21 protein-coding genes are annotated in these 19,570 nt (G+C 44.0%); 7 read left to right on the plus strand and 14 right to left on the minus strand.

Features of this window, described 5'->3' with window-relative positions; all coding sequences use genetic code 11:
- The first annotated feature begins 127 nt into the window (after positions 1-127).
- From JGK07_RS02590 to JGK07_RS02610, 5 genes are all read left to right on the plus strand, one after another.
- Positions 128-631: a DNA recombination-mediator protein A gene (locus tag JGK07_RS02590; RefSeq protein ID WP_293131869.1), complete on the plus strand. Its 504-nt coding sequence runs from the start codon at positions 128-130 to the stop codon at positions 629-631.
- Between the two features lie 15 nt (positions 632-646).
- Positions 647-1,063 (plus strand): MAPEG family protein, encoded by a 417-nt coding sequence (locus JGK07_RS02595; RefSeq protein ID WP_293184317.1) that lies wholly within the window; start codon positions 647-649, stop codon positions 1,061-1,063.
- Between the two features lie 222 nt (positions 1,064-1,285).
- Positions 1,286-1,777, plus strand: a complete 492-nt coding sequence (locus JGK07_RS02600; RefSeq protein WP_293184314.1) for a YajQ family cyclic di-GMP-binding protein — start codon at positions 1,286-1,288, stop codon at positions 1,775-1,777.
- A gap of 4 nt (positions 1,778-1,781) precedes the next feature.
- Complete coding sequence (locus tag JGK07_RS02605) at positions 1,782-2,762, plus strand: SGNH/GDSL hydrolase family protein (RefSeq protein ID WP_293223581.1); 981 nt, start codon at positions 1,782-1,784, stop codon at positions 2,760-2,762.
- A gap of 17 nt (positions 2,763-2,779) precedes the next feature.
- A complete protein-coding gene (locus JGK07_RS02610; protein WP_293223584.1) occupies positions 2,780-2,944 on the plus strand; it encodes a hypothetical protein in 165 nt (54 codons plus the stop codon).
- A 70-nt stretch (positions 2,945-3,014) separates the two neighbouring features.
- On the opposite strand, the gene JGK07_RS02615 is transcribed toward JGK07_RS02610, so the two are convergent.
- From JGK07_RS02615 to JGK07_RS02650, 8 genes are all read right to left on the minus strand, one after another.
- The gene (locus JGK07_RS02615; protein ID WP_293223587.1) at positions 3,015-4,682 is read right to left on the minus strand and encodes a mucoidy inhibitor MuiA family protein; all 1,668 of its coding nucleotides are present in this window, start codon (positions 4,680-4,682) and stop codon (positions 3,015-3,017) included.
- A 425-nt stretch (positions 4,683-5,107) separates the two neighbouring features.
- Positions 5,108-6,544 carry an alpha/beta hydrolase gene (locus JGK07_RS02620; RefSeq protein ID WP_293184306.1) on the minus strand — a complete coding sequence of 479 codons (1,437 nt, stop codon included), beginning with the start codon at positions 6,542-6,544 and terminating at the stop codon, positions 5,108-5,110.
- 681 nt (positions 6,545-7,225) lie between these two features.
- Entirely contained in the window at positions 7,226-8,116 is an 891-nt protein-coding gene (locus JGK07_RS02625; protein WP_293184303.1) for a methylenetetrahydrofolate reductase, read from the minus strand.
- Between the two features lie 153 nt (positions 8,117-8,269).
- Complete coding sequence (trpS, locus tag JGK07_RS02630) at positions 8,270-9,280, minus strand: tryptophan--tRNA ligase (RefSeq protein ID WP_293213251.1); 1,011 nt, start codon at positions 9,278-9,280, stop codon at positions 8,270-8,272.
- 248 nt (positions 9,281-9,528) lie between these two features.
- Complete coding sequence (locus JGK07_RS02635) at positions 9,529-10,932, minus strand: hypothetical protein (protein WP_293241299.1); 1,404 nt, start codon at positions 10,930-10,932, stop codon at positions 9,529-9,531.
- 16 nt (positions 10,933-10,948) lie between these two features.
- Positions 10,949-11,266, minus strand: coding sequence for a hypothetical protein (locus JGK07_RS02640; protein WP_293184294.1), 318 nt, complete (start codon positions 11,264-11,266; stop codon positions 10,949-10,951).
- Positions 11,267-11,461: 195 nt separating this feature from the next.
- Positions 11,462-12,931 (minus strand): CHAT domain-containing protein, encoded by a 1,470-nt coding sequence (locus tag JGK07_RS02645; protein WP_293290698.1) that lies wholly within the window; start codon positions 12,929-12,931, stop codon positions 11,462-11,464.
- Complete coding sequence (locus tag JGK07_RS02650; protein ID WP_293290701.1) at positions 12,847-15,078, minus strand: tetratricopeptide repeat protein; 2,232 nt, start codon at positions 15,076-15,078, stop codon at positions 12,847-12,849. Before JGK07_RS02650 ends, JGK07_RS02645 begins: the two co-directional genes overlap by 85 nt.
- Positions 15,079-15,323: 245 nt before the next feature.
- On the opposite strand from JGK07_RS02650, the gene JGK07_RS02655 reads away from it, so the two are divergent.
- Positions 15,324-15,575 (plus strand): hypothetical protein, encoded by a 252-nt coding sequence (locus tag JGK07_RS02655; protein WP_293208993.1) that lies wholly within the window; start codon positions 15,324-15,326, stop codon positions 15,573-15,575.
- 58 nt (positions 15,576-15,633) lie between these two features.
- Here JGK07_RS02655 and JGK07_RS02660 read toward each other — a convergent pair whose 3' ends face one another.
- The 6 genes from JGK07_RS02660 to JGK07_RS02685 form a co-directional block, all read right to left on the minus strand.
- Positions 15,634-16,023, minus strand: coding sequence for a HEPN domain-containing protein (locus JGK07_RS02660; protein ID WP_293208996.1), 390 nt, complete (start codon positions 16,021-16,023; stop codon positions 15,634-15,636).
- Positions 16,020-16,346: a nucleotidyltransferase domain-containing protein gene (locus JGK07_RS02665; protein ID WP_293208999.1), complete on the minus strand. Its 327-nt coding sequence runs from the start codon at positions 16,344-16,346 to the stop codon at positions 16,020-16,022. The genes JGK07_RS02660 and JGK07_RS02665 overlap by 4 nt, the downstream gene beginning before the upstream one ends.
- 184 nt (positions 16,347-16,530) lie before the next feature.
- Positions 16,531-16,896 carry a hypothetical protein gene (locus JGK07_RS02670; protein WP_293199362.1) on the minus strand — a complete coding sequence of 122 codons (366 nt, stop codon included), beginning with the start codon at positions 16,894-16,896 and terminating at the stop codon, positions 16,531-16,533.
- Positions 16,889-17,101 (minus strand): hypothetical protein, encoded by a 213-nt coding sequence (locus tag JGK07_RS02675; protein WP_293209002.1) that lies wholly within the window; start codon positions 17,099-17,101, stop codon positions 16,889-16,891. Before JGK07_RS02675 ends, JGK07_RS02670 begins: the two co-directional genes overlap by 8 nt.
- Positions 17,102-17,128: 27 nt before the next feature.
- Complete coding sequence (locus JGK07_RS02680; RefSeq protein ID WP_293209004.1) at positions 17,129-17,341, minus strand: hypothetical protein; 213 nt, start codon at positions 17,339-17,341, stop codon at positions 17,129-17,131.
- 229 nt (positions 17,342-17,570) lie between these two features.
- On the minus strand, positions 17,571-18,686 hold the full coding sequence (locus JGK07_RS02685; RefSeq protein WP_293241305.1) for an HlyD family efflux transporter periplasmic adaptor subunit: 1,116 nt from the start codon (positions 18,684-18,686) through the stop codon (positions 17,571-17,573).
- Positions 18,687-19,138: 452 nt separating this feature from the next.
- On the opposite strand from JGK07_RS02685, the gene JGK07_RS02690 reads away from it, so the two are divergent.
- A complete protein-coding gene (locus JGK07_RS02690) occupies positions 19,139-19,366 on the plus strand; it encodes a secretion protein HlyD (protein WP_293184276.1) in 228 nt (75 codons plus the stop codon).
- Positions 19,367-19,570: the final 204 nt, after the last annotated feature.

The following is a 19,570-nucleotide window of genomic DNA, read 5'->3' on the forward strand; positions in this document are numbered from 1 at the left end:
GTTCCTCAAATCTCCCGCTCCTCTAGTCAGATACCGTTAATCAGCAATTCTTAACTTCTTTTTGGTGGCAATTGCTAGTTAGTCTGCTAGAATCCACAACGTAGTTTTATTTAATTTAATAAATTCTTTGAGTCAATCAATTGAGCTACCCAGAGTTGATGATTTTTTACAAGAACTTGCGGCGATCCAGCAAACAAGCTCCAAGCGGGTTGCTCTTTTGGGTTCTCGCCACGTTCCTATTACCCACCAGCAGCTAATTGAGATGCTGAGCTACGCCTTAGTTCTGGGAGGCAACCAGCTCATCACATCCGGGGCTACAGGCACCAATTCAGCCGCAATTCGGGGGGCAATGCGAGCAGATCCTAATCTGCTGACGGTGATTTTGCCGCAAAGCATGAGCCGCCAGCCTCGGGAGTCCCGCGAGCAGCTCGAACAAGTCATACATTTGGTAGAAAATCCCAAAAATGACAGCTTGTCTCTCCCGGAAGCCAGCGCCATGTGCAATCAGGAGATTATTTCTCGCTGTCAGCAACTGATCTGTTTTGCTTTTCACGAAAGCCACACTTTGCTGAAAACTTGCCAGGATGCGGAGGAACAGCGCAAAGTTGTTACTCTGTTCTATTTTGATTGAAATGCGAGGTGGATAATGCTGTTGGGATTGCCTGTGTCGGTTATTCTGCTTGATTCTGTTGCTGCTGCTGCTGCGCTGGTTTACGCACCGTTTTTGGTGGTTGCCCTTGCTCGGTTGCAGCTAGGCTATGACCAAGCAGCACCTCGCGCTATGTTTGATAGGTTGCCCGGTTACGCTCAGCGGGCAACTTGGGCTCACCAAAATTCGTTTGAGACGTTTATGCTGTTTTCAGCGGCGGCTTTGATGGCTTTTGTGACAGGAATAGATTCGGAGGCGGCGGGCTGGGCTGGAATCGCTTTTCCTGTAGCCCGATTGTTGTTTTCGGTTTTCTATATTCTGAATGTGCCTCTGGGGCGATCGCTCATGTTTGCGATTAGTTCTACTTGCACTTTCTCTTTATTCTATTTCAGTTTGATGGCTGTTAATGGGTAATTGTCAGTTGTCAGTTGTCAGTTGTTAGTTGTTAGTTGTTAGTTGTTAGTTGTTAGTTGTCATTAGTTGAGAGACGCTTAATTAATGACTAATTACCAACTACGAACTACTAACTACCAACCACCCATTCCCCATTCCCCATTCCCCATTCCCCATTCCCCAATGCCCTGCGCGGGCCAATGACCTGCGCGGGCCAATTACCAATTTACCAATTACTAATTTATGGCTGCTAATTATTCATTTGATATTGTCAGCGAGTTCGACAGGCAAGAATTAGTTAACGCCGTTGACCAAACAGTGCGGGAAATTCAAAGCCGCTACGACTTGAAAGATACCAAAACCACCGTGGAATTGGGCGCAGAATCGATTACTGTCAATACGGACAGCGAATTTACTCTCGATGCCATTCACACTGTTTTGCAAACAAAAGCCGCTAAGCGGAATTTATCTCTGAAAATTTTTGATTACGGCAAAATTGAAGCTGCTAGTGGTACTAGAGTACGCCAAGAAATCAAACTCAAAAAAGGGATTGATCAGGAAATTGCCAAAAAAATCACTAAATTAATTCGAGATGAATTTAAAAAAATTCAAGGCTCGATTCAAGGTGATGCAGTCCGCGTTTCTGCCAAGGATAAGGATGATTTGCAGTTGGTAATTCAACGCTTGAAGCAAGAAGATTATCCGATGGCTTTGCAGTTTACCAATTACAGGTAGGTTTGTGAAAGCTAGGTATTGGATGCCCGGTTGTGCGATCGCATTTTTGAGTGCGATAGAACTTGCGTTGCGCTTGCTGGGATTCGGAAATCCTGCTTTGCTGCAAGCTGATGCTGAGGTTGGGTATATATTTGCACCAAATCAACTTGTATATCGTTTTGGCAATAGACTTCAGTACAATCAATTTTCTCAACGGTCTGAACAAATCGATTCAGCCAAGCCTGAAGGTACTATCAGAATTTTGATGACAGGAGACTCGGTTCTCAATGGCAATAATAGCACGGATCAGGCAGAAACTATTACAGAATTGTTGGCAGCGCGTTTGTTGGGCATCAAAAAGCAGGTTCAGGTGCTAAATGCTTCTGCGGGATCTTGGGGAATTGGCAATCAATTGGGATATATTCGGAAGTTTGGCACTTTTGAAAGCGATGCTGTGATTTTGCAAATTGGTACTCACGATTTGCTACAACCTTCAAGTACCAGCGCGGGACTCAAAAATAACCCCCTGATGCCGAATCGCCAACCGTTATTGGCAATTCAAGAAGTGTTTGACAGATACGTTATGCCCCGATTTTCCAGTGTTTTTGTGCCGAATTCCCCTGTGGGGGGTGTGCCGGTGCCGGAAACGCAACGGTTTAGGGAAAATATGCAGCGATTTGAGCAAATAGTGGCTTTGGTGCGAGAGTCGAATATTCCGTTGTTTGTGTTGTATACTTGCGATCGCTCCGATTTACTGCCGGTACCGAATCAGCCGAGGTTTAAATCCCAGTTTGTCGATCGGCTAAAAGCTTTGAAAATTCCACTCATAGACACTCACGCAGCCTGGTCAAAATTGCCGAAAACCACGGTAGAAAGTTATTTTCGGGATGGCGTACACCCCACAGCCCCAGCTTATGAATCAATCGCAGATTTATTGTTTCAGCAGTTGTGTACTGAGAAAAAATTAGCTGCTTGCTCATTAACCAATACCAATTCTGAAAAATAGTGCTACAGCAATCCTAAATGATTCACAAAATTTGTAGGGGTAGTGCCGAGAAAGCCTACCCCATATCTATCGGGCGATCGGGCGTGGGATTGCCCTTACAAGACTATGGAAGAGTGTTGCATCATTTTTTTAAATTAGTATTAATCTCAGCCGTTTCCGTACAAATGCTCGCTTTTAACTGATATTTAGCAATATTTTGCATAATTGATATAAGCTGTAGCTGGCGCTACAGCTTGAGAGTGTAAATCCTAATTAAATATCTAAACCGATGACTGTTAACTCGGGAGGATGTTCGACCACAAACTGGTAATATAACTCTTGCTTGGCTTGCGGTGGCATAGAGATTATCCATTCCAAGAGTCCCATTTCACCTGCTACTATCTTCGGATTAGTCTGAGTCAACCGCACTTTTATTTGCTCCTTTCGAGTGACTGGAAGTTGCTCTTTTAGTGTCAACTTAGCAGGCACTTGGTGCAAGTTGGTCAAAATTAACCGATAGGCGTAAGTCGTGCGCCGCTGATTGCCGATCAGTTTTTTATCGACTTGTCTTTCCACTAATTCTCGCTCTATTTTTAAGCCTTCATCTATTCCTAAATTAAGCTTAAATTCTTCGCCAGGGGAAACATTTTCTAACTGCACATTACCGACAAAAGTATTGTCGCGAAAGATATTGGCTTTACCGGGCAGCAGAGTTGCACCTGTCGTCGGATTGGTGACAATTGCTTGCAAATAAGCGAAACTGACTAAATGAGGAATGGCGATGTATTCAGGTTTAGAGGGATAATTATCGCTGAAAATAGTGACTTTGTGCGGTGTGCCGTCGCTGGGAATATTGGTATTTCCTCCGACTTGAAATGAAACGGTGCTGCCTTCTTTAGATACTCTTGCTGTCGCCGTTTGAGCTGCTATAGGTTCTGGTGCGGGAGCAGCACTTCGCATAGCCATCATTGCAAATTGTGGCTCGTTTTCCATCTCTAATTCTATACAATAATCTGTTCCCATTTCTGCATCTTCAGTCTGTACGCGTCGTGCTTTCATAAATTCTGCGGTTGGAGCAGGTTTTGGGCGAACAATATCGATAAACCAGGGTTGAAGTTTTGGTGGCAAAGTTCCCATTCCGGGTTTTGCTGTGGATAAAGTCAGCGCTACTCCCGTCCAATCTTCGCCTGTGTTTTGGTTGACTTCGGCTAGGTAATTGAGATTGATTTGGTTGTTGGTAGTATTGACTCGCAAGTCGTACAGGGGAGTCCAACGGGCTCGCGTTACTACATAGGAAACTTCTAGTTCAAAATTGCCGCTGCCGCTGGGTTCGATCGCCACAATGATGTTAAAACTTTGCTGGGAATAGGGAGTTTGTACTTGGCGCAACTGCTGGCGCAATGCTTCTATTTGCTTGTCTAAGTCTCGCTGCTGTCTTTCGTGTTGGGCGATCGCACTTATGTACTTTTTATAATTACTGCCTAAAAAATTGAGCAATTCGCCGGCTTCGTTCAAACCGATCTGCTGCTTGGAAATGCTGCTAGCAAAGGAACTGACGCTTTTTTCGCTCAAATTTTCAACAAAGTTGAGTTGAATTTTTCGGGAGGCGATTTGGTCTTTTATGGCGCGTTTTTGGGTTTCTAACTCTTGGATTTGTGCGGTTAATTCGGCGATGCGATCGCCCGTAGGTTCGCTGTGAAAGAGAGTTTCGGTGTGCACTCCCAGCAATCGCACGGCGACTGTACCTGCACCGGTAGCCCTGACTGACTCGGTTTCGAGGGTTGTGGGGAGAGAGGCTACAGTTAATTCGCACTCGTTTCCCGTCAGGGCTACTGTGCCACGGCGGGTTATCAAAGCGCGATCGGTGTACACAGTAACTTCTGAAATTTGCGATTCTACTATTTTGATATTATCGCGATCGAGCAAATTTGAATCAGTCATTGCTACTAATGCCTTTACGAAACTCTTTTAATGGTTCCAATGGCAGCGCCAACAAAATGTAGCGCTTCCATAAAGATAAGTCTAACTCAGGCAGCAATTCGCTGCTAGCAATTCCCTCATCAGTAGAAACGCCCCAATAAATAGAAATATGTAACGAAAAGTAAACTTAACTAAAACCCTTTTCCGTTCTCCCTTCGGCCATCTGCCTTGTTTCCACGATAAATTTTCCTGTCTACTTACCTATAGCCTTTCTCAAAAAGGTGAGGTATGACTGACAGGTTATATAACGACTGAAACGTATAGGGCTCTCTTCCCAACAACGTACCTCATATTTTTGAGAATCGCTATATACCAATAGCAGTCCCGCTATATTTTTGGTAAGAACCAGATTAAAGTTAGAGCATCGCTTTCTTGCTCTACAAACCTTACTTTGGCTTCTCTACAAAAGTTAAAATAGAATTTTCTTTCGCTCTGTTTATTGGCATTGGTTCGCGATTCAGACGAATCTCAATAAGAGTAGTTGTAAAAGGACAGAAAAATTTAACTTTTGCATTTAGAAGATGATCTAAGTTCAATTCTGCATCCCATCTTCCATCTGACTGTTGTGGCTCGCCCTCTAGAGTAATTTTTCCACTTCCACAACCGTAATACGCCACAAGGCTAGTTCCAGATGAAACAATCAACTTCATACATAATTCAGAAAGGCTTTCCGGCTTCAGTTTACTTAAATTGACATGAAAACATCGCAAACTTTTGTCCTTAGTGTAGGTATGAACATCTAAATATGACTTGTCATCTAACCAAAATTCTTTGCCCTCTTTATCCTTCATCAAAAACTGAACATTCCAATCTGTAACTGGATCGAGACGCTCATCTACAACACGAATAATAAACTGTTGCCATTCTTCCCATTGCTCTCCTTTTGTATTTTTCATGCTCTCCATATGAGCTTGAGCCTTAGCTGTCCAGCTACCAAAACTGTCTTTATCAGAAACATCTAAAGCTTGTAGAACCAACTCAATAAAGTCTGGATTTTTTCTAGGATTATGCACAATTGTATTGTGATTGTGACCATCAATTAGCACCAGTGGAATATCAATCTGGTGTTCTGGATGTTCGTCTGGTTTGCCTCGTTCTTCTACAGGCTTGTCTTTATTTTGAGATGGATCTTGCGTCAAATCAAGAATTAATTTGCGGCTGTTAAGAGCGCAACCTGCCCATCTCACAGTACCATCAGATCCAGCAGTATTAGCTAATCCCCTCAATCCGTCATATCCCTGATTGCCACAGAAAATAAACACATAAGGCGTCTTGTTATCTTCGCCATAGTAGGGCTCATTTTTGGGTTTATTTTGGGCAGAGCCAATTAAGTCAAGATGAGCAAGATCCCAAGTGAAACGACTACCTAATTCAAGATTATCCAAAATCAGATTTCCAGCTTCGAGAAAATCAGGCCCAAGTATTTTATGTCCGGTTATAACCGAACCCAACCAACTTCTTCCTTTATGGGCTAAAGGAGAGCCAAAAGTTGCTGGTGCTAATCCAATCAAGTGTTTGAGGCGACTCCGACGATTGACATTAGCAGCATAGGCGTAAGTAGTTAACCAAGCGCGAATAACTAGCATTCCAGTTGAATGAACAATGGCATCAAATTCATCATCTTCAATATAGGAGCGAAGCACTCGGTCAAATGCTTCAGCAATATCTTTGATGGTTATCTCATTAGTAAGAGATTTATAGCTAGCTGTATGGAGGACTATAATCTCTCTGTTTTTGTAGTGAGTTTCAAGAATTTTTTCCCACTCACTAAAAGCCGTTGAATTAGCTGAGTAACCGTGTATGAGAACTATGGGGCGCGGCATAACTTAAGTCCTTAATTTGAACGTAGTTTCGACGATTATATATTAGTAGGTGAGCAACTAAGCCTTTTGGGTTAATTGTTTAATCATTCATTGTCTTTTGTACTTTTTTACAAGTTACTATTCAGAGATTTCCTAAATCAATTTGTGATTTTTTCCATAAAGAAGCTTTTTTTTTGATTGATGTACCAAATAAACAAAGCCTGAATATCTCAATCCCTTTGTTTCCAAGCATCTACAACTGTTGTAGCGATCGCACCGAGCGATCGCCCAGTCGCATTTTCGAGTGACACTCATTTGAGTGACACTCATTTGAGTGGCACTCCTAGAATTTCAGTGCTGCAAACGGGATTCTGTGAGTTGAGAGTGAGAAATGCGATCGGCTTTGTTGCAAGTAAATGGCTGGTACTACGGGTTTATTATTGTGGTGCGACTTCTGGCGGAGGGCTGCATCTGGTTTTTAAAGAGGGCGAACCGTGACCGGATATAAGTTATTAGTTATAATCTCATATTGACGGAGGTCGTGCGGGGAGCATCTCAGTTTTGCAAGAAGCATTTTTTATCTTCCGTGCTGTCCCCGCTCGCGTGTAGAAGCACGCGGGGACAGCGCTGTAAATGCAAAACTGAGATGCTCCCGAACCATGACTGTCCTGTGGATTTTAAAATGCTAGCAGTAACTCAATTTTAGCTCAGCGGCTCGATACCAGCCAAATCCAATATTTGCGGAATCAAATCTTCTCGCTTGACGGCCATCATGTGCACTCCTTGACACAATTGCCGCGCTAGTTTGACTTGTTCGGCTGCAATTCTTATGCCTTCCTGCAAGGGTTGTGGGGAGTTTGCCAAACGGTCGATCGTCTCTTGCGGTATGTGAACTCCCGGTACGTATTTTTTTATAAATTCAGCATTTTTAGCTGATTTAAACAAAAAGATTCCTGCTAAAATTGGTTTGTTGCAGCCAGCAGCAATTTGCTGCATAAACTTATCTAAAACGTCAAAATCTGTAATTAATTGGCTCTGAAAAAACTGGGCTCCAGCTTCGACTTTTTTCTCAAATCGGCTTTGTAAACCCGACCAACTGGGGCATTGCGGATCGACAGCGGCACCGACAAATAAATCGGTAACTCCGTCTGTTAAAGCTTTGTCATTCCAGTCAAGGCCGCCGTTCATTTTTTGAATGACTTGTAGCAGCCGCACTGATTCTAAATCGAATACACTTTTGGCCTTTGGATGGTCGCCTGCTTTGACTGGATCGCCGGTGAGTGCCAAGATATTATGGATGCCTAAGGCGTGCGCTCCCATGAGATCGGCTTGCAGGCCTATTTGATTGCGATCGCGACAAGCAACTTGACAAATCGGCTCAATTCCCCGCTGCAATAGAATTGCGGAAACGGCTAGGGGACACATTCGCAGAACTGCGCGGCTTCCGTCTGTGATGTTAATGGCGTGCACTCTGTTTTTCAGAAGTTCAGCCATTGCCAAGGTGTGCGCCATATCGCCACCTTTGGGCGGGGCAACTTCGGCGGTAATTATGAATTCTCCGGGAGTTGTACAGGCTGTGCGAAAACGGTTCATGATTATTTTAAAGAAGGAAGAAGGAAGAAGGAAGAAGGAAGAAGGAAGAGAGGAAGAAGGAAGAGAGGGAGAAGTCATTAGTTATTAGTTATTTGTTAGTTGCTACCAATGCCCATGCCCCATGCCCTATGCCCCATGCCCCATGCCCCATGACTAATTAGGTAGAGAATAACCAAAAGCAGTTTTAACCTTATTCAAAGTTTGGTTGGCAATAGTTTCTGCTTGTTCTCTTCCTTGACGGAGTACAGATTCTAAATATCCCGGTTCGTCCATTATTTCTTTGTATTTATCCTGAATAGGTTTGAGGGCATTAATTGTCGTCTCTGTCAACAATGGTTTGAAATCTCCCCAACCCATATTTTCACATTCCGCTGCTACTTCTTCCTTCGATTTGCCGGAAAGCAGGAGATAAAGTGTTAGCAAATTTCTCGCTTCTGGGCGATCGCGATCGTCGAAAGTTAAGCCCCGCACGGCATCGGTTTTGCAGCGCTTGATTTTTTTGCTAATTGTATCTGGCGAATCCAACAAATTAATTCTACTTTGTTCTGAAGGGTCAGATTTTGACATTTTACGCGTACCATCTGTCAAACTCATTACCCTCGCGCCCTCAGTCCGAATTAACGGTTCGGGCAGTTTCAAAATGGGTTTTTCTGGTGTACCGAATTGGTGGTTTAATCTGATGACAATATCGCGGGTGAGTTCCAAATGCTGTTTTTGGTCTTCTCCCACAGGCACTTTGTCGGCATCGTAAAGCAAGATGTCGGCTGCCATCAACACGGGATAATTTAGCAAGCCGGCGTTGACATTTTCGCCTTGTTTAACTGCTTTTTCTTTAAACTGAATCATATCTTCGAGCCAGTTAATCGGCGTAATGCAGTTGAGCAGCCATGCTAGTTCTGCGTGAGCCGAGACGTGGGATTGGATGAAAATAGTACAATATTCTAAATCGATGCCGCAAGCTAAATAGAGAGCGGCGAGTGTGTAACTGTCGGAGGCTAGGGTTGCTGGATTGTGCGGTGCCGTAATTGCGTGCAAATCGACTACGCACAAGTAATTTTCGTACTGGCTTTGACCTTCTACCCAGTTGCGAATGGCACCGAGATAGTTACCGAGGTGAAGATTGCCTGTTGGCTGAACTCCTGAAAGAACGCGCTGTTTGCCCATGAGGAAAGAATAGAATTGAAGTCACATTCTCTATATTGACACGTTATTTGGATCTCAGATGCTTTTTGTTGAAATTTATAAAAAATTTGGGGAAGATGACTCGGCGGTTGAAACCGCGTCTACACAAACGAAGTCCGCCTTCGCGGACTGAAGAATTAACGGGGTATTTAAGGTGGATTGTTTTTAGAAATAGGTTTAAATTCCAGTCTTAAAGAGTTCGCTGTCAACTGTCAACTATCAACGATCAACTATTTTTTCGGTTTAGTGCGCCACCAAGTGATGCCGGCTGCGAAAAGGGCGATCGCAAAACTCAAGGCAAAGGAAAATACAAAGGGATGCCACTGCATTAACACTGGGATTTGATGGTTTTGAACTGTCTGGAATACTTGGTCAGTGCCACTTGATGCTGCGATACCTCCGGCTGCTAAACCGACGCCGATCGCCTGTACTGTGCTTTGTAGGCGATCGTCCCGATATTTCTCTCCGAGCTCGCTCTTGCGGAGTGCGAGTTGGTTGGTGCGATCGCTCCTGGCTTGTTCTATTTCTACTATGCCGCGAATTGAGGCGATCGCCTGGTCGATTAAGTTTGTTCCGTGGCGGAAATATCCTAAGTCGCCGGCTATTTGCGATCGCATATAAGGAGCCGTTTTTCTACTGAAGTTATTTAATATTGATAGTTCTTCCTTATCGGTTCCTAGTATATCACATATTTTCTGCAAAATGTCAGTGTAATTGTTAAGATTTAGGGCAATTGTATTGTCATAATCTTCGAGTTTCCGCAGCAGGCGAGTATAAGTTACAGCTTTGCTGAAGAGTTGCTTTAGCTGTTCCTGAAATTCTTGCAATTGGGCGGCAGTTAAGAGGGTTCCTCTGGAAAATTGAGCCTGCAATATCTCCACATTTTTCTCAATAATGCCGTATTCGCGATCGAGTTCGTCGTAAATCAGGCGGCTGTCTTGAAAAACTTTGATGATTTTGTTGCGGTAAAATAGTAGGTCAAATATTTCTTCCTGGCAAGTGTTAAAATTTTCGTCGGTTTGTTTGTCAACAAGCAGCCAGACAAGCAAATGGCGGTAATTCGCAATATCGATAATTGAACCGTATTCAAAAATTGGACTGCCGAATAATTTCCCGGAACAGTAGAATGGAGGTAGTGAATCGCCTTGGAATAAAGCATTGCGGCAATTATCAGCAAGAGGTTTGAGGGCATCTAAATTATCTGATGAGTTTTCGGGAAGCCATGCGGTAATCAGGAGAGTTTGACCTAAAAAGTTGTCATCGCCATCGATAAGTAAGGCTTGATTTGGGTTAAATTTCTGGATTAAATCGACATCTACATTATCAGCCGTGCCATCTTCCGGGCAACCGATGTTTAAGCAGAAAGCATAGCTATCTTTTTGAATTTGTAGCGGTTGTACAAAACCTTCTATGGGTGGATAGCTGTTGAATCCTAGGGAGACATTGGGAAGTAAATCGTTGCGGTTGCTGTGGGAATTTTGGGGAAAAACTAGATTGGGTGTTACCCTTTCATCGGTGAAGTTGGCGAGGATATTGTCGCAGTGTTTCCAGAGAGGATTATTGCTGCCCTTACTGTTTCTTTGCAGTTGGAAAGCGTATAAATAAACATTGGGGGCAGAAATTATATCACTCATGTTATTGGCGCGGTGGCTAGGATTTGGGAAGGCGTTTTTTGAGATTTTCCGGTAATTCTGGGTAGCGGTTTGATAGTCTTTCGTTTACTCCTTCTGTCTTGGTGGCTTCTGGTTTTAGTTTTCTAGCCGTTAAATTGATTTCATCTGTTATTTTAGGATAGTCTGCACACCAATTACCAATGGCATCGGCTACTTCCTTGTTGGATGAATCCGCCATCTGGGATATCGTGTTGCTGAGATTTGCTAAAGCGTCAACCGCCCCGCCTTGTTCAAATATTTCGGGTTTGGTTTCAAAGACTTTTAGGAAGCCTGCAATAAATTGTTCATCTGTCATTGCTAATTTCTCCTTTCATTATACTAAGGTCAAAGAAACCGGGTTTCTATGATAAATCTCAACGGGAACAAAAAATCTCGGAAGAAACCCGGTTTCTGATACCCACACTTATTGCCGAAAAGAAACCGGGTTTCTATGATAAATCTCAACGGGAACAAAAAATCTCCGCAGAAACCCGGTTTCTGATACCCACCCTTATTGTCCAACTGCACAGAAAGCGGCCCAGTATACGGGAGACTCATAAGGTTGATAATCTTGTTTGTAACCGCGATTGTATCTGTTTTGAATTGTCTGTTTATGTTCGTGACTCAGCAACTGCGACACTTCCACCCATTCTAGCAAACTTTTAACAGTCAAACTCCGCAGCCACAACTGAGACTCCCGCAAAGCAATCGACACAGCGGGCCGACTTTCTGAACGAAATAACTCATAAAATCTTATCATTAAAATCGCCGTAGATACATCATTGACAGCCCATAATGTGCTAATCACATTCGTGGTTCCGGCGTACAAAAAACCGCTAGTCAATCCGATATACTCATCTGTGCTATTCCTGGCATCGGTTAACCCAGTTTCGCAGGCAGAAAGGGCTACTAAACGACACTTACTTAACTGCAAATCAAAGATTTCTGTCAGAGTCAGGCATTCTGTGATGTCGTAGGTTTCGCCTCGGCGGGAACGAATGTAACGCTTTTCTTCGGAGGGAACGCCATCGCTGGCAATTTTGGCGCCGGCTAGGATTAAGGATGATTTTTCGGGATTGAGAAAGTCGAAGAAGCCGTGACAGGAAAAGTGGGCGATATCGGCATTTTGCAAGCTGGCAATTTGTTGTTGCAATCCTGCTTTACTTGCCTTTTCCCGAATCAATACTTCGGCGGGATTGAAGGATTTGGCAATGGCTTCGACTTCGATGTCGGTGAAGTCTAAATCTTCTGTGGGGTTTTGGATGGCAAAAAATTTGCTGGGTGATGTGTCTTCGGCTGTCAAGTTTTCCCGCTGAGATAATTGCAAAAGTTGGCAACTGGGTGTGTATCTCACGCCGCCTGGGAAAAGTTCGAGAAGACATCCAGTTTCTACGGTTTTGTCTGCTTTTTGTCGGCTGCTGGTGAGGGCGTGTAGGGGGAATAGGTGCAAGTATCGGAAGGGAACTAAGATTAATTTTTGGCAGTTTTCGGGGAGGCGAGAAATTATTTCGTCGATGTGCAGAATCTGGGCTAATCTTTCCAGGCGGCTGTCTAGTTGGTTTTTCCAGTTGTCGTATTTTTCCTCGTCTTCGATGTCATCGAGATATTCCTGTTGTAACTCTTGTAATGCTTGCAAGTCTTGAGAGGAAGATTGCCAGATATCCGGTTGAGGAGAGTCGCGGGTGACAATGAAAACTTTAAAGCCGTTGTAGGTAATGTACCATTCTAAAATTGCTTCGTTTTCAGCTAACAGGCTGCGAATTTCTGCAAAACTAATCCGCTGTACTTGGCTGGGGAGGCTGCGGGCTTTGTGAAACAATTCTACGAGGTTTCTGGTTTTGCTGCGTTCGACGTATTCTAGGGCGGCAGTGGAGTTTTCCATTTGTAGGCAAACTTCTACCATGCGCTGATAAAGTATATTCCATTCTTCAGCCAATTTTTGTCTATCTGCTTCGCCACCGATAATGATTTCCCTCCGCATTGATTCGACTGTCTCGATGGCCGAGTTAAAGGTATTGTAAGCTTCTGGGAGTTGGGAATTATTCTGGTAGGCAACTCCGAGATTATATAAGGTTTCAGCATGATCGATCGGAAATGCGTCGGGGGTGTAAACTTCCAAGGATGCCAGTAAAGCAGCGATCGCCAATTCCAGATTCTCGGCTTTTTCCCCTCTGATTCTGTAGAGGTAACCAGTAAAGCAGCGATCGCCAATTCCAGATTCTCGGCTTTTTCCCCTCTGATTCTGTAGAGGTAAGCCATCCCCAAATTATTTTGACTCCTTGCCCATTCAAAGGGAAATGCCTCGCGGGTGCGAACTTCCAAGGATGCCAGTAAAGCAGCGATCGCCATTTCTAAATTATCTGCTTTTTCGCCTCTGATTCTCTTGCGGTAGGCAATCCCCAAATTATTTTGAGTCATTGCCAAATCTTGAGGCAATTCCTCGCGGGTAAAAACTGACAAAGCTGCTTGAAAAGCGGAAATCGCCAGTTCCAGATTTTCGGCTTTTTCCCCTCTGATTCTGTTGCTGTAGGCAAGCCCCAAATTATTTTGAATCATTGCCCAAATTTTAGGAGATGCTTCACGTGTACGAACGGACAATGTTGATTGATAAGTGGAAATTGCCATTTCTAGATTGTGAGCCCTTTCACCTCTGATTCTGTTGTGGTAGGCAAGCCCCAAATTATTTTTAGTACTTGCTAAATTTTCTGGAAATTCGTCGCGGGTGCAAATTTCTAAGGATGCCTCCAAAGCTGCGATCTCCAATTCCAGATTCTCGGCTTTTTCGCCTCTGATTCTGTTGTGGTAGGCATTAGCTAAATTATTTTGAATTCTTGCCCAGTCTTCGGGAAATTCGTCGCGGGTGCAAATTTCTAATGATGCCTCAAAAGCTGCGATCGCCAATTCCAGATTCTGGGCTTTTTCCCCTCTGATTCTGTTGCTGTAGGCAAGCCCCAAATTATTTTGACACGCTGCCCACTCAAAGGGAAATGCGTCGCGGGTGTAAACTTCCAAGGATGCCTCAAAAGCTGCGATCGCCAATTCCAGATTCTCGGCTTTTTCCCCTCTGATTCTGTATAGGTACGCACCCGCCAAATTATTTTGACACGCTGCCCAGTCTTCGGGAAATGCGTCGCGGGTGTAAACTTCCAAGGATGCCTCACAAGCTGCGATCGCCAATTCCAGATTCTGGGCTTTTTCCCCTCTGATTCTGTAGAGGTACGCATTCGCCAAATTATTTTGACTCCTTGCCCACTCAAAGGGAAATGCGTCGCGGGTGTAAACTTCCAAGGATGCCTCAAGAGCTGCGATCGCCAATTCCAGATTCTCGGCTTTTTCCCCTCTGATTCTGCTGTAGTACGCACTCGCCAAATTATTTTGACTCATTGCCCAGTCTTCGGGAAATGCGTCGCGAGTACAAACTTCCAAGGATGCCTCAAGAGCTGCGATCGCCAATTCCAGATTCTGGGCTTTTTCCCCTCTGATTCTGTATAGGTACGCACCCGCCAAATTATTTTGACACGTTGCCCACTCAAAGGGAAATGCGTCGCGAGTCCAAATTTCCAAGGATGCCTCAAAAGCTGCGATTGCCAATTCCAGATTCTGGGCTTTTTCCCCTCTGATTCTGTATTGGTAGGCATTCGCCAAATTATTTTGACTCCCTGCCCACTCAAAGGGAAATGCGTCGCGGGTGTAAATTTCCAAGGATGCCTGATAAGCTGCGATCGCCAGTTCCAAATTTTCAGCTTTTCCCCCTCTAATTCTGTCGTAATATTTAATCCCCAGACTGTTTTGAAACATGGCCCAATTTTTCGAGTCAGCTTTGCGAGTAATAATAGTTAACCCAATCTCCAAACAAGCGATCGCCACCTCTAAATTACTTGCCCGACTGCCTTGCCGCAGACTATAAAAACCAAGATTAAAGTTGAATAAATTAATAGCACAATTGGAAGCTTCTTCACCCTGTAACTTTGCCAGAGTTTGAGTTGCCCAGTCTCGCCGCAAAAATTGGGCAAAACCCTCGTCTATCAACTCTAAATTAGCCTGCATAATGCCCATTCTTTCCTCGCGATCGCAGGTGAGGAGAGAATCAATCAAATTTTGATAAGCTTGGTGGCGCGCTTCGTTCATTGCTTACAACCCATGTTTTTAGAATTTTACATTCTTTGTCGGGGAAAAACAAGGGGAAAACCCGACTGGCTGAATCGTCTGGAGTAGGTGGAGTGTGTGTCATAAGCTGCTACGCCACTATGTCGTATAATATAGATACAAGATAAGTAAGCGATCGCACTAATGAATCTATTCGGAATGGGCCCGGTCTCATTCAAACAAATCTCGATGATTTGCGATGGGGCAAAAAACAAGAGGAAACTAAAATGATTTCACAAACTTTAGTAGAAATTGAACGTTCTATTAGTTCCCTGTCGATAGAAGAACAACTTTGGCTGCTGGAACGTATCGCTTGCCGAGTGCGGGAGAAAACTTACATAGCTAATAAACTCGCTAATGCTAAATACCTGGAAGCAGAGATAGCAGAGATGGCCAACGATCCAGATATTCAAGTTGAGATTGCTGCTATCAATCAAGAGTTTATTGTGGCAGAAATGGATGGTTTAGAAGCACTATGAGCATTCAGCGAGGGAAAATTTATATTGATATTAGCAATCGCATTTTCAGCATTGGTATTTAAGGTGGCGGCAGAGTTCCAATTAAATTTTGAGCCAATTCGAGAAATTCTTCAGCTTGGGCGATCGAATCTGCTGCTTGATTAGCCGTTACAGCATTAATCTCACCATAGTCTCCAGCATTTCGTAATTCCTGCGATCTAATTAGGAATTGGTGAAATTTCACAGGTACTCTCCCTGTACGAGCAAATTCTCTGCCAAAGGCGCTGATGACTGCGGAATGCTTGGAAAAAGATAATCCTTCACCCTCTAGAAATGCTTCAGCAATATAAAACATTGTGTAATAGGCGCGAGAAGCTGCATAATCAGGATATCCGCCATCCAATATAAATTTTGCTGCTGAAAGGCTTTGATCGGCTTTGAGGAGTAAGTTTAATTGAGCGGGTGTCATACGAAAATTCCCTCTCTACGAATATTTCTGAGCAAAGGGCCTTGATAATTAGTAAACCGTTCCTCATTCATAAACAAGCAGCTAATTATTACGTCATTGGCGAGGGATAAATTTGCTACAATTGGGATAGTTCGATCGATTTCTTCACCGACTTGGACTGGTGCTTTGAGAACGACCAAAACATCAATATCTGAGTCGGGATGTGCGTCGCCCCGCGCTTGGGAACCGTAAAGTACCATTTGGGTGAGACGATCGCCATACAGGAGCTCGAAGTGCGATCGCAATTCAGCTAGAATGGTTTTGAGTTTATCGTTAATTTTCATATTGGCGATGGATGTTATTTATTCTACACATAAACCCGGTGTATTTATTGTACACATAAACCCGGCGGTTGAAACCGCGTCTACAAAAACAAAGTACACATAAACCCGGCGGTTGAAACCGCGTCTACAAAAACAAAGTCCGCCTGCGCGGACTGAAGATAATTAATTAGAAAGGTTAAGATTTTTACCCAATTTCAACGGGTTGCAAAATCTCATTCACAGGCTTTCCTCGTTTTAATTCAACCCATTTAGACTCAACGGGTTCATAAGCGCAATAACAGACCATGATTTCCAGGTTTGTGTCGCTAGATGAGAATTTGTGGATGCTTTTCACAATCCAATTGCTATCTCGACCGTGGGTGACTCCGTTACCCGGATCTTCGAGGTTTTCGTATTCTCGCACCCGCTCGCCAATTTGAGGCAATTTCCCCGAAGAATCCCACTCTGTTGCTAAAATGTCAGTCAAACCACCGATCGGTAGTAGCTGACGTTCTTCCCAGCCTGGGGATGAGAGTGATTCTGTTTTAAAAACTATCCAAGTTTCATTCATCGTCGGTATCTCCAAAACGACTGTCTTCAAAAGAGGTTTGTTCGCCATAAAACACGCAATTGACCTTGAGAGTGCGATCTTTTGTACGTTCGATACGCTTCAACCTCCATCTGTACTTGCGGCTCATATCCTGACACTTACTTGGGTCAGTTGCACCGTGGTGATTTTCTAGTTCTGACGGTTCTGGTTCAGGTGAATTTGTCACTTTTTTCAATACTAGACATCAGTTTATTCATTCGCTAGAGCCTCCTTTTCCCGCTTGCTCTTTATGGATGAGCGGGTTTTGGTTTGGGTGGCTGTCCCGCTTTCCTTGAACTGCGGCTGTCACAATTCGCTCTACAAGATTGCTCATCGTGCGTCCTTCCTCCTTAGCCCATACCGTTAGGTCGTCCCTAATATCCTCATCCAAAACAAAATTAATTCTAGGTCGCCTGTACTTCCCCATTTGTTACCCGTTGGTTAGTGGTTAGTTACCAGCTTATGACGTTAGATTAACTTTTGGAGTTGTGGATCGAGATGGTTGACAGTGGCATCTACTAGAGTCTATGATATAACTACGATCGCAAAATGTCAAACAAACAACAAACAAAAGTAGGGTGCGTCAGTAGGTAAAACCCAAATTTTTCGGGCTAACCTTAAGACTGACGCACCCTACGACCACGACTAATGACCAATTACATATCCGTCACCAACCTTGCCTTCCGCAAAATAAACGTCAAAACAGTTTCTTGACCAGTAATAATATCGGCTCTTCCTTCCATTCCTGACTGAATTGAATACTGGCGTGGGGTATTTGCCTGGGAAGTTCCAACTGCTTGATTGCGGGTAGATTCGAGTTTGGTTAGATAGGTTTGATCGGGTTTAATTGCAACTTCATAATAAGCAGTACCTAAATTATTACCGGGGTTTTGAGTGGCGATCGCATCTGGGGCGATCGCGCTGACTGTTCCTTTTAGTGTCCCGTAATCTGGGAAGGGTAAGGCGGAAATCCTCATCTGCACTGGTTGGCCGATTTGGATGCGGGCAATATCTTGGGATGTTACTCTGGCTTTGACTAAAAGGGGTACGTCGCTAGGGACGATTTGGGCGATCGCACTTCCGGCTTGTATTGTTTGACCGGTACTTTGTACTTCCAATTTGAGAATTGTACCATCAGCGGGCGCGCGGATCACGCTATTTTCGAGTTGTGACTGAATTTGATTGAGTTCTTTTTTAGCTTGAATTAATTGTTGTTGAATGGACGATCGCTTGACGAGCAAAACCCGCCGACTTCTGCCGAGTCTCTCGGCGACATCCGGCTGCGATGTGGCGATTTTTACAAGAGCGGACTCGACTACTTCTTGGGCGGCGGAATTTTGATTTTGGATGGTTTGAAATTGGCCGCTGGCTAAAATTTGATTTTCCAAGTCCCGCAGTTGCTGGTTGATTTGCTGTGCTGCTGCTTGAGACTGATTCATTGTGTCTTGGAACTGCTTTTTTTGAGTGCCCAAACGCGAAGCGTTGACAACTGCGATCGCATCTCCGGCTTTTACTGTCTGATTTTCGCTTACCGCAATGCTTTCGATGGTTCCTTCGGTTGCAGCTTGCACGACGCGCACTTCTCCGGCTGGACGGACGATCGCGTCTGCTTTGACTGTAGCACTGTATTTGGTGACGCTTGCCAGGGCGATCGCCCCGCCAAACGTCGCCACCATCAAAATTCCCCCCAAAGTAGTCCAGCGGCTGACAGGGGGCAAAAACTCGTCGTTATCAAAGGTTTCTGCGGGCATGGGTTCGGGTGTGCGAGGCATGGCGGCTATTGGGGGTGAGGGGAATTGTTTTGAATTTTAAGTTTTGAGTTTGGGGAAAGAGAATCGTTGTGAGTTTTAATGCCATTTCCAAAAAAGAATGCAACTCGCGGCCAACTCCAAAGCCTGATTAAATAAGTCATTTTCAAACCTCAAACGGTATGAGTTGGAAGAAGGAGAGATCGATCGCCTATTTCTTTTGTCACATTTATTTTCTAGCTTTCCGGACACCAAGGATAGATTTAGAAGTCTAAATCAAAATTCACATGGTCAAGGTCAAAATCCGCACAGCTTTGCCGTCCCCACCCGGAAATTTCCCCAAACATCAAGAATGGTGGATTCAGGCGGCAACAGTCAGGAAAACAGAGCATTTCCGCAATGATTTTTGGCACTGTTACCCGGTTTTTCTGGGATCGGTACGTAAGTAACTATATATGTCTTAATAGGAGTTCCTTATGCCGGACAATCAACAAAATTCACTTTTTACCGAATTAACCGATCGAGAATCTGGGACTGTCAGCGGTGGCAGCACTACCAGCGGTTTCAGCAGTGCTAACAGTAACAGCGATACCAAGAACAGCAGCAGCAATGGCATCAATACGCTGTTTTTCATTCCACAGCCGAGTCAGCTTTTCCTTTACGATCCGATTCGCAATCGCCCTTACAAAACCCTTGTAGTCTAGATAGCTGAGTAAAGTAGTGCGATCGGATAAATTTTAAAATTTTCTCAGTAATATTCCGGGCGATCGCAGAGGCATGGAGAAGTATTAGTCAGTAATCATACGAGGCTATCGAAATTATATAAAGTTTCTAGTTTTCGTTCAATATTATCAATTTAAATGGAGTCAAACGATCATGCAAGAAACAAAGGAAAATTCACTGTTTAC

This window comes from Microcoleus sp. PH2017_24_DOB_U_A, from assembly GCF_020738205.1.
Taxonomy (GTDB): domain Bacteria; phylum Cyanobacteriota; class Cyanobacteriia; order Cyanobacteriales; family Microcoleaceae; genus Microcoleus.

What these genes read in the sequence shown, in the direction of transcription:
- JGK07_RS02595 (WP_293184317.1), top strand. Translation starts at nt 647, where the DNA reads ATGCTGTTGGGATTGCCTGTGTCGGTTATTCTGCTTGATTCTGTTGCT.
- JGK07_RS02600 (WP_293184314.1), top strand. Translation starts at nt 1,286, where the DNA reads ATGGCTGCTAATTATTCATTTGATATTGTCAGCGAGTTCGACAGGCAA.
- JGK07_RS02610 (WP_293223584.1), top strand. Translation starts at nt 2,780, where the DNA reads ATGATTCACAAAATTTGTAGGGGTAGTGCCGAGAAAGCCTACCCCATA.
- JGK07_RS02615 (WP_293223587.1), bottom strand. Translation starts at nt 4,682, where the DNA reads ATGACTGATTCAAATTTGCTCGATCGCGATAATATCAAAATAGTAGAA.
- JGK07_RS02620 (WP_293184306.1), bottom strand. Translation starts at nt 6,544, where the DNA reads ATGCCGCGCCCCATAGTTCTCATACACGGTTACTCAGCTAATTCAACG.
- JGK07_RS02625 (WP_293184303.1), bottom strand. Translation starts at nt 8,116, where the DNA reads ATGAACCGTTTTCGCACAGCCTGTACAACTCCCGGAGAATTCATAATT.
- trpS (WP_293213251.1), bottom strand. Translation starts at nt 9,280, where the DNA reads ATGGGCAAACAGCGCGTTCTTTCAGGAGTTCAGCCAACAGGCAATCTT.
- JGK07_RS02635 (WP_293241299.1), bottom strand. Translation starts at nt 10,932, where the DNA reads ATGAGTGATATAATTTCTGCCCCCAATGTTTATTTATACGCTTTCCAA.
- JGK07_RS02640 (WP_293184294.1), bottom strand. Translation starts at nt 11,266, where the DNA reads ATGACAGATGAACAATTTATTGCAGGCTTCCTAAAAGTCTTTGAAACC.
- JGK07_RS02645 (WP_293290698.1), bottom strand. Translation starts at nt 12,931, where the DNA reads ATGCGGAGGGAAATCATTATCGGTGGCGAAGCAGATAGACAAAAATTG.
- JGK07_RS02650 (WP_293290701.1), bottom strand. Translation starts at nt 15,078, where the DNA reads ATGAACGAAGCGCGCCACCAAGCTTATCAAAATTTGATTGATTCTCTC.
- JGK07_RS02655 (WP_293208993.1), top strand. Translation starts at nt 15,324, where the DNA reads ATGATTTCACAAACTTTAGTAGAAATTGAACGTTCTATTAGTTCCCTG.
- JGK07_RS02660 (WP_293208996.1), bottom strand. Translation starts at nt 16,023, where the DNA reads ATGACACCCGCTCAATTAAACTTACTCCTCAAAGCCGATCAAAGCCTT.
- JGK07_RS02665 (WP_293208999.1), bottom strand. Translation starts at nt 16,346, where the DNA reads ATGAAAATTAACGATAAACTCAAAACCATTCTAGCTGAATTGCGATCG.
- JGK07_RS02670 (WP_293199362.1), bottom strand. Translation starts at nt 16,896, where the DNA reads ATGAATGAAACTTGGATAGTTTTTAAAACAGAATCACTCTCATCCCCA.
- JGK07_RS02680 (WP_293209004.1), bottom strand. Translation starts at nt 17,341, where the DNA reads ATGGGGAAGTACAGGCGACCTAGAATTAATTTTGTTTTGGATGAGGAT.
- JGK07_RS02685 (WP_293241305.1), bottom strand. Translation starts at nt 18,686, where the DNA reads ATGCCTCGCACACCCGAACCCATGCCCGCAGAAACCTTTGATAACGAC.
- JGK07_RS02690 (WP_293184276.1), top strand. Translation starts at nt 19,139, where the DNA reads ATGCCGGACAATCAACAAAATTCACTTTTTACCGAATTAACCGATCGA.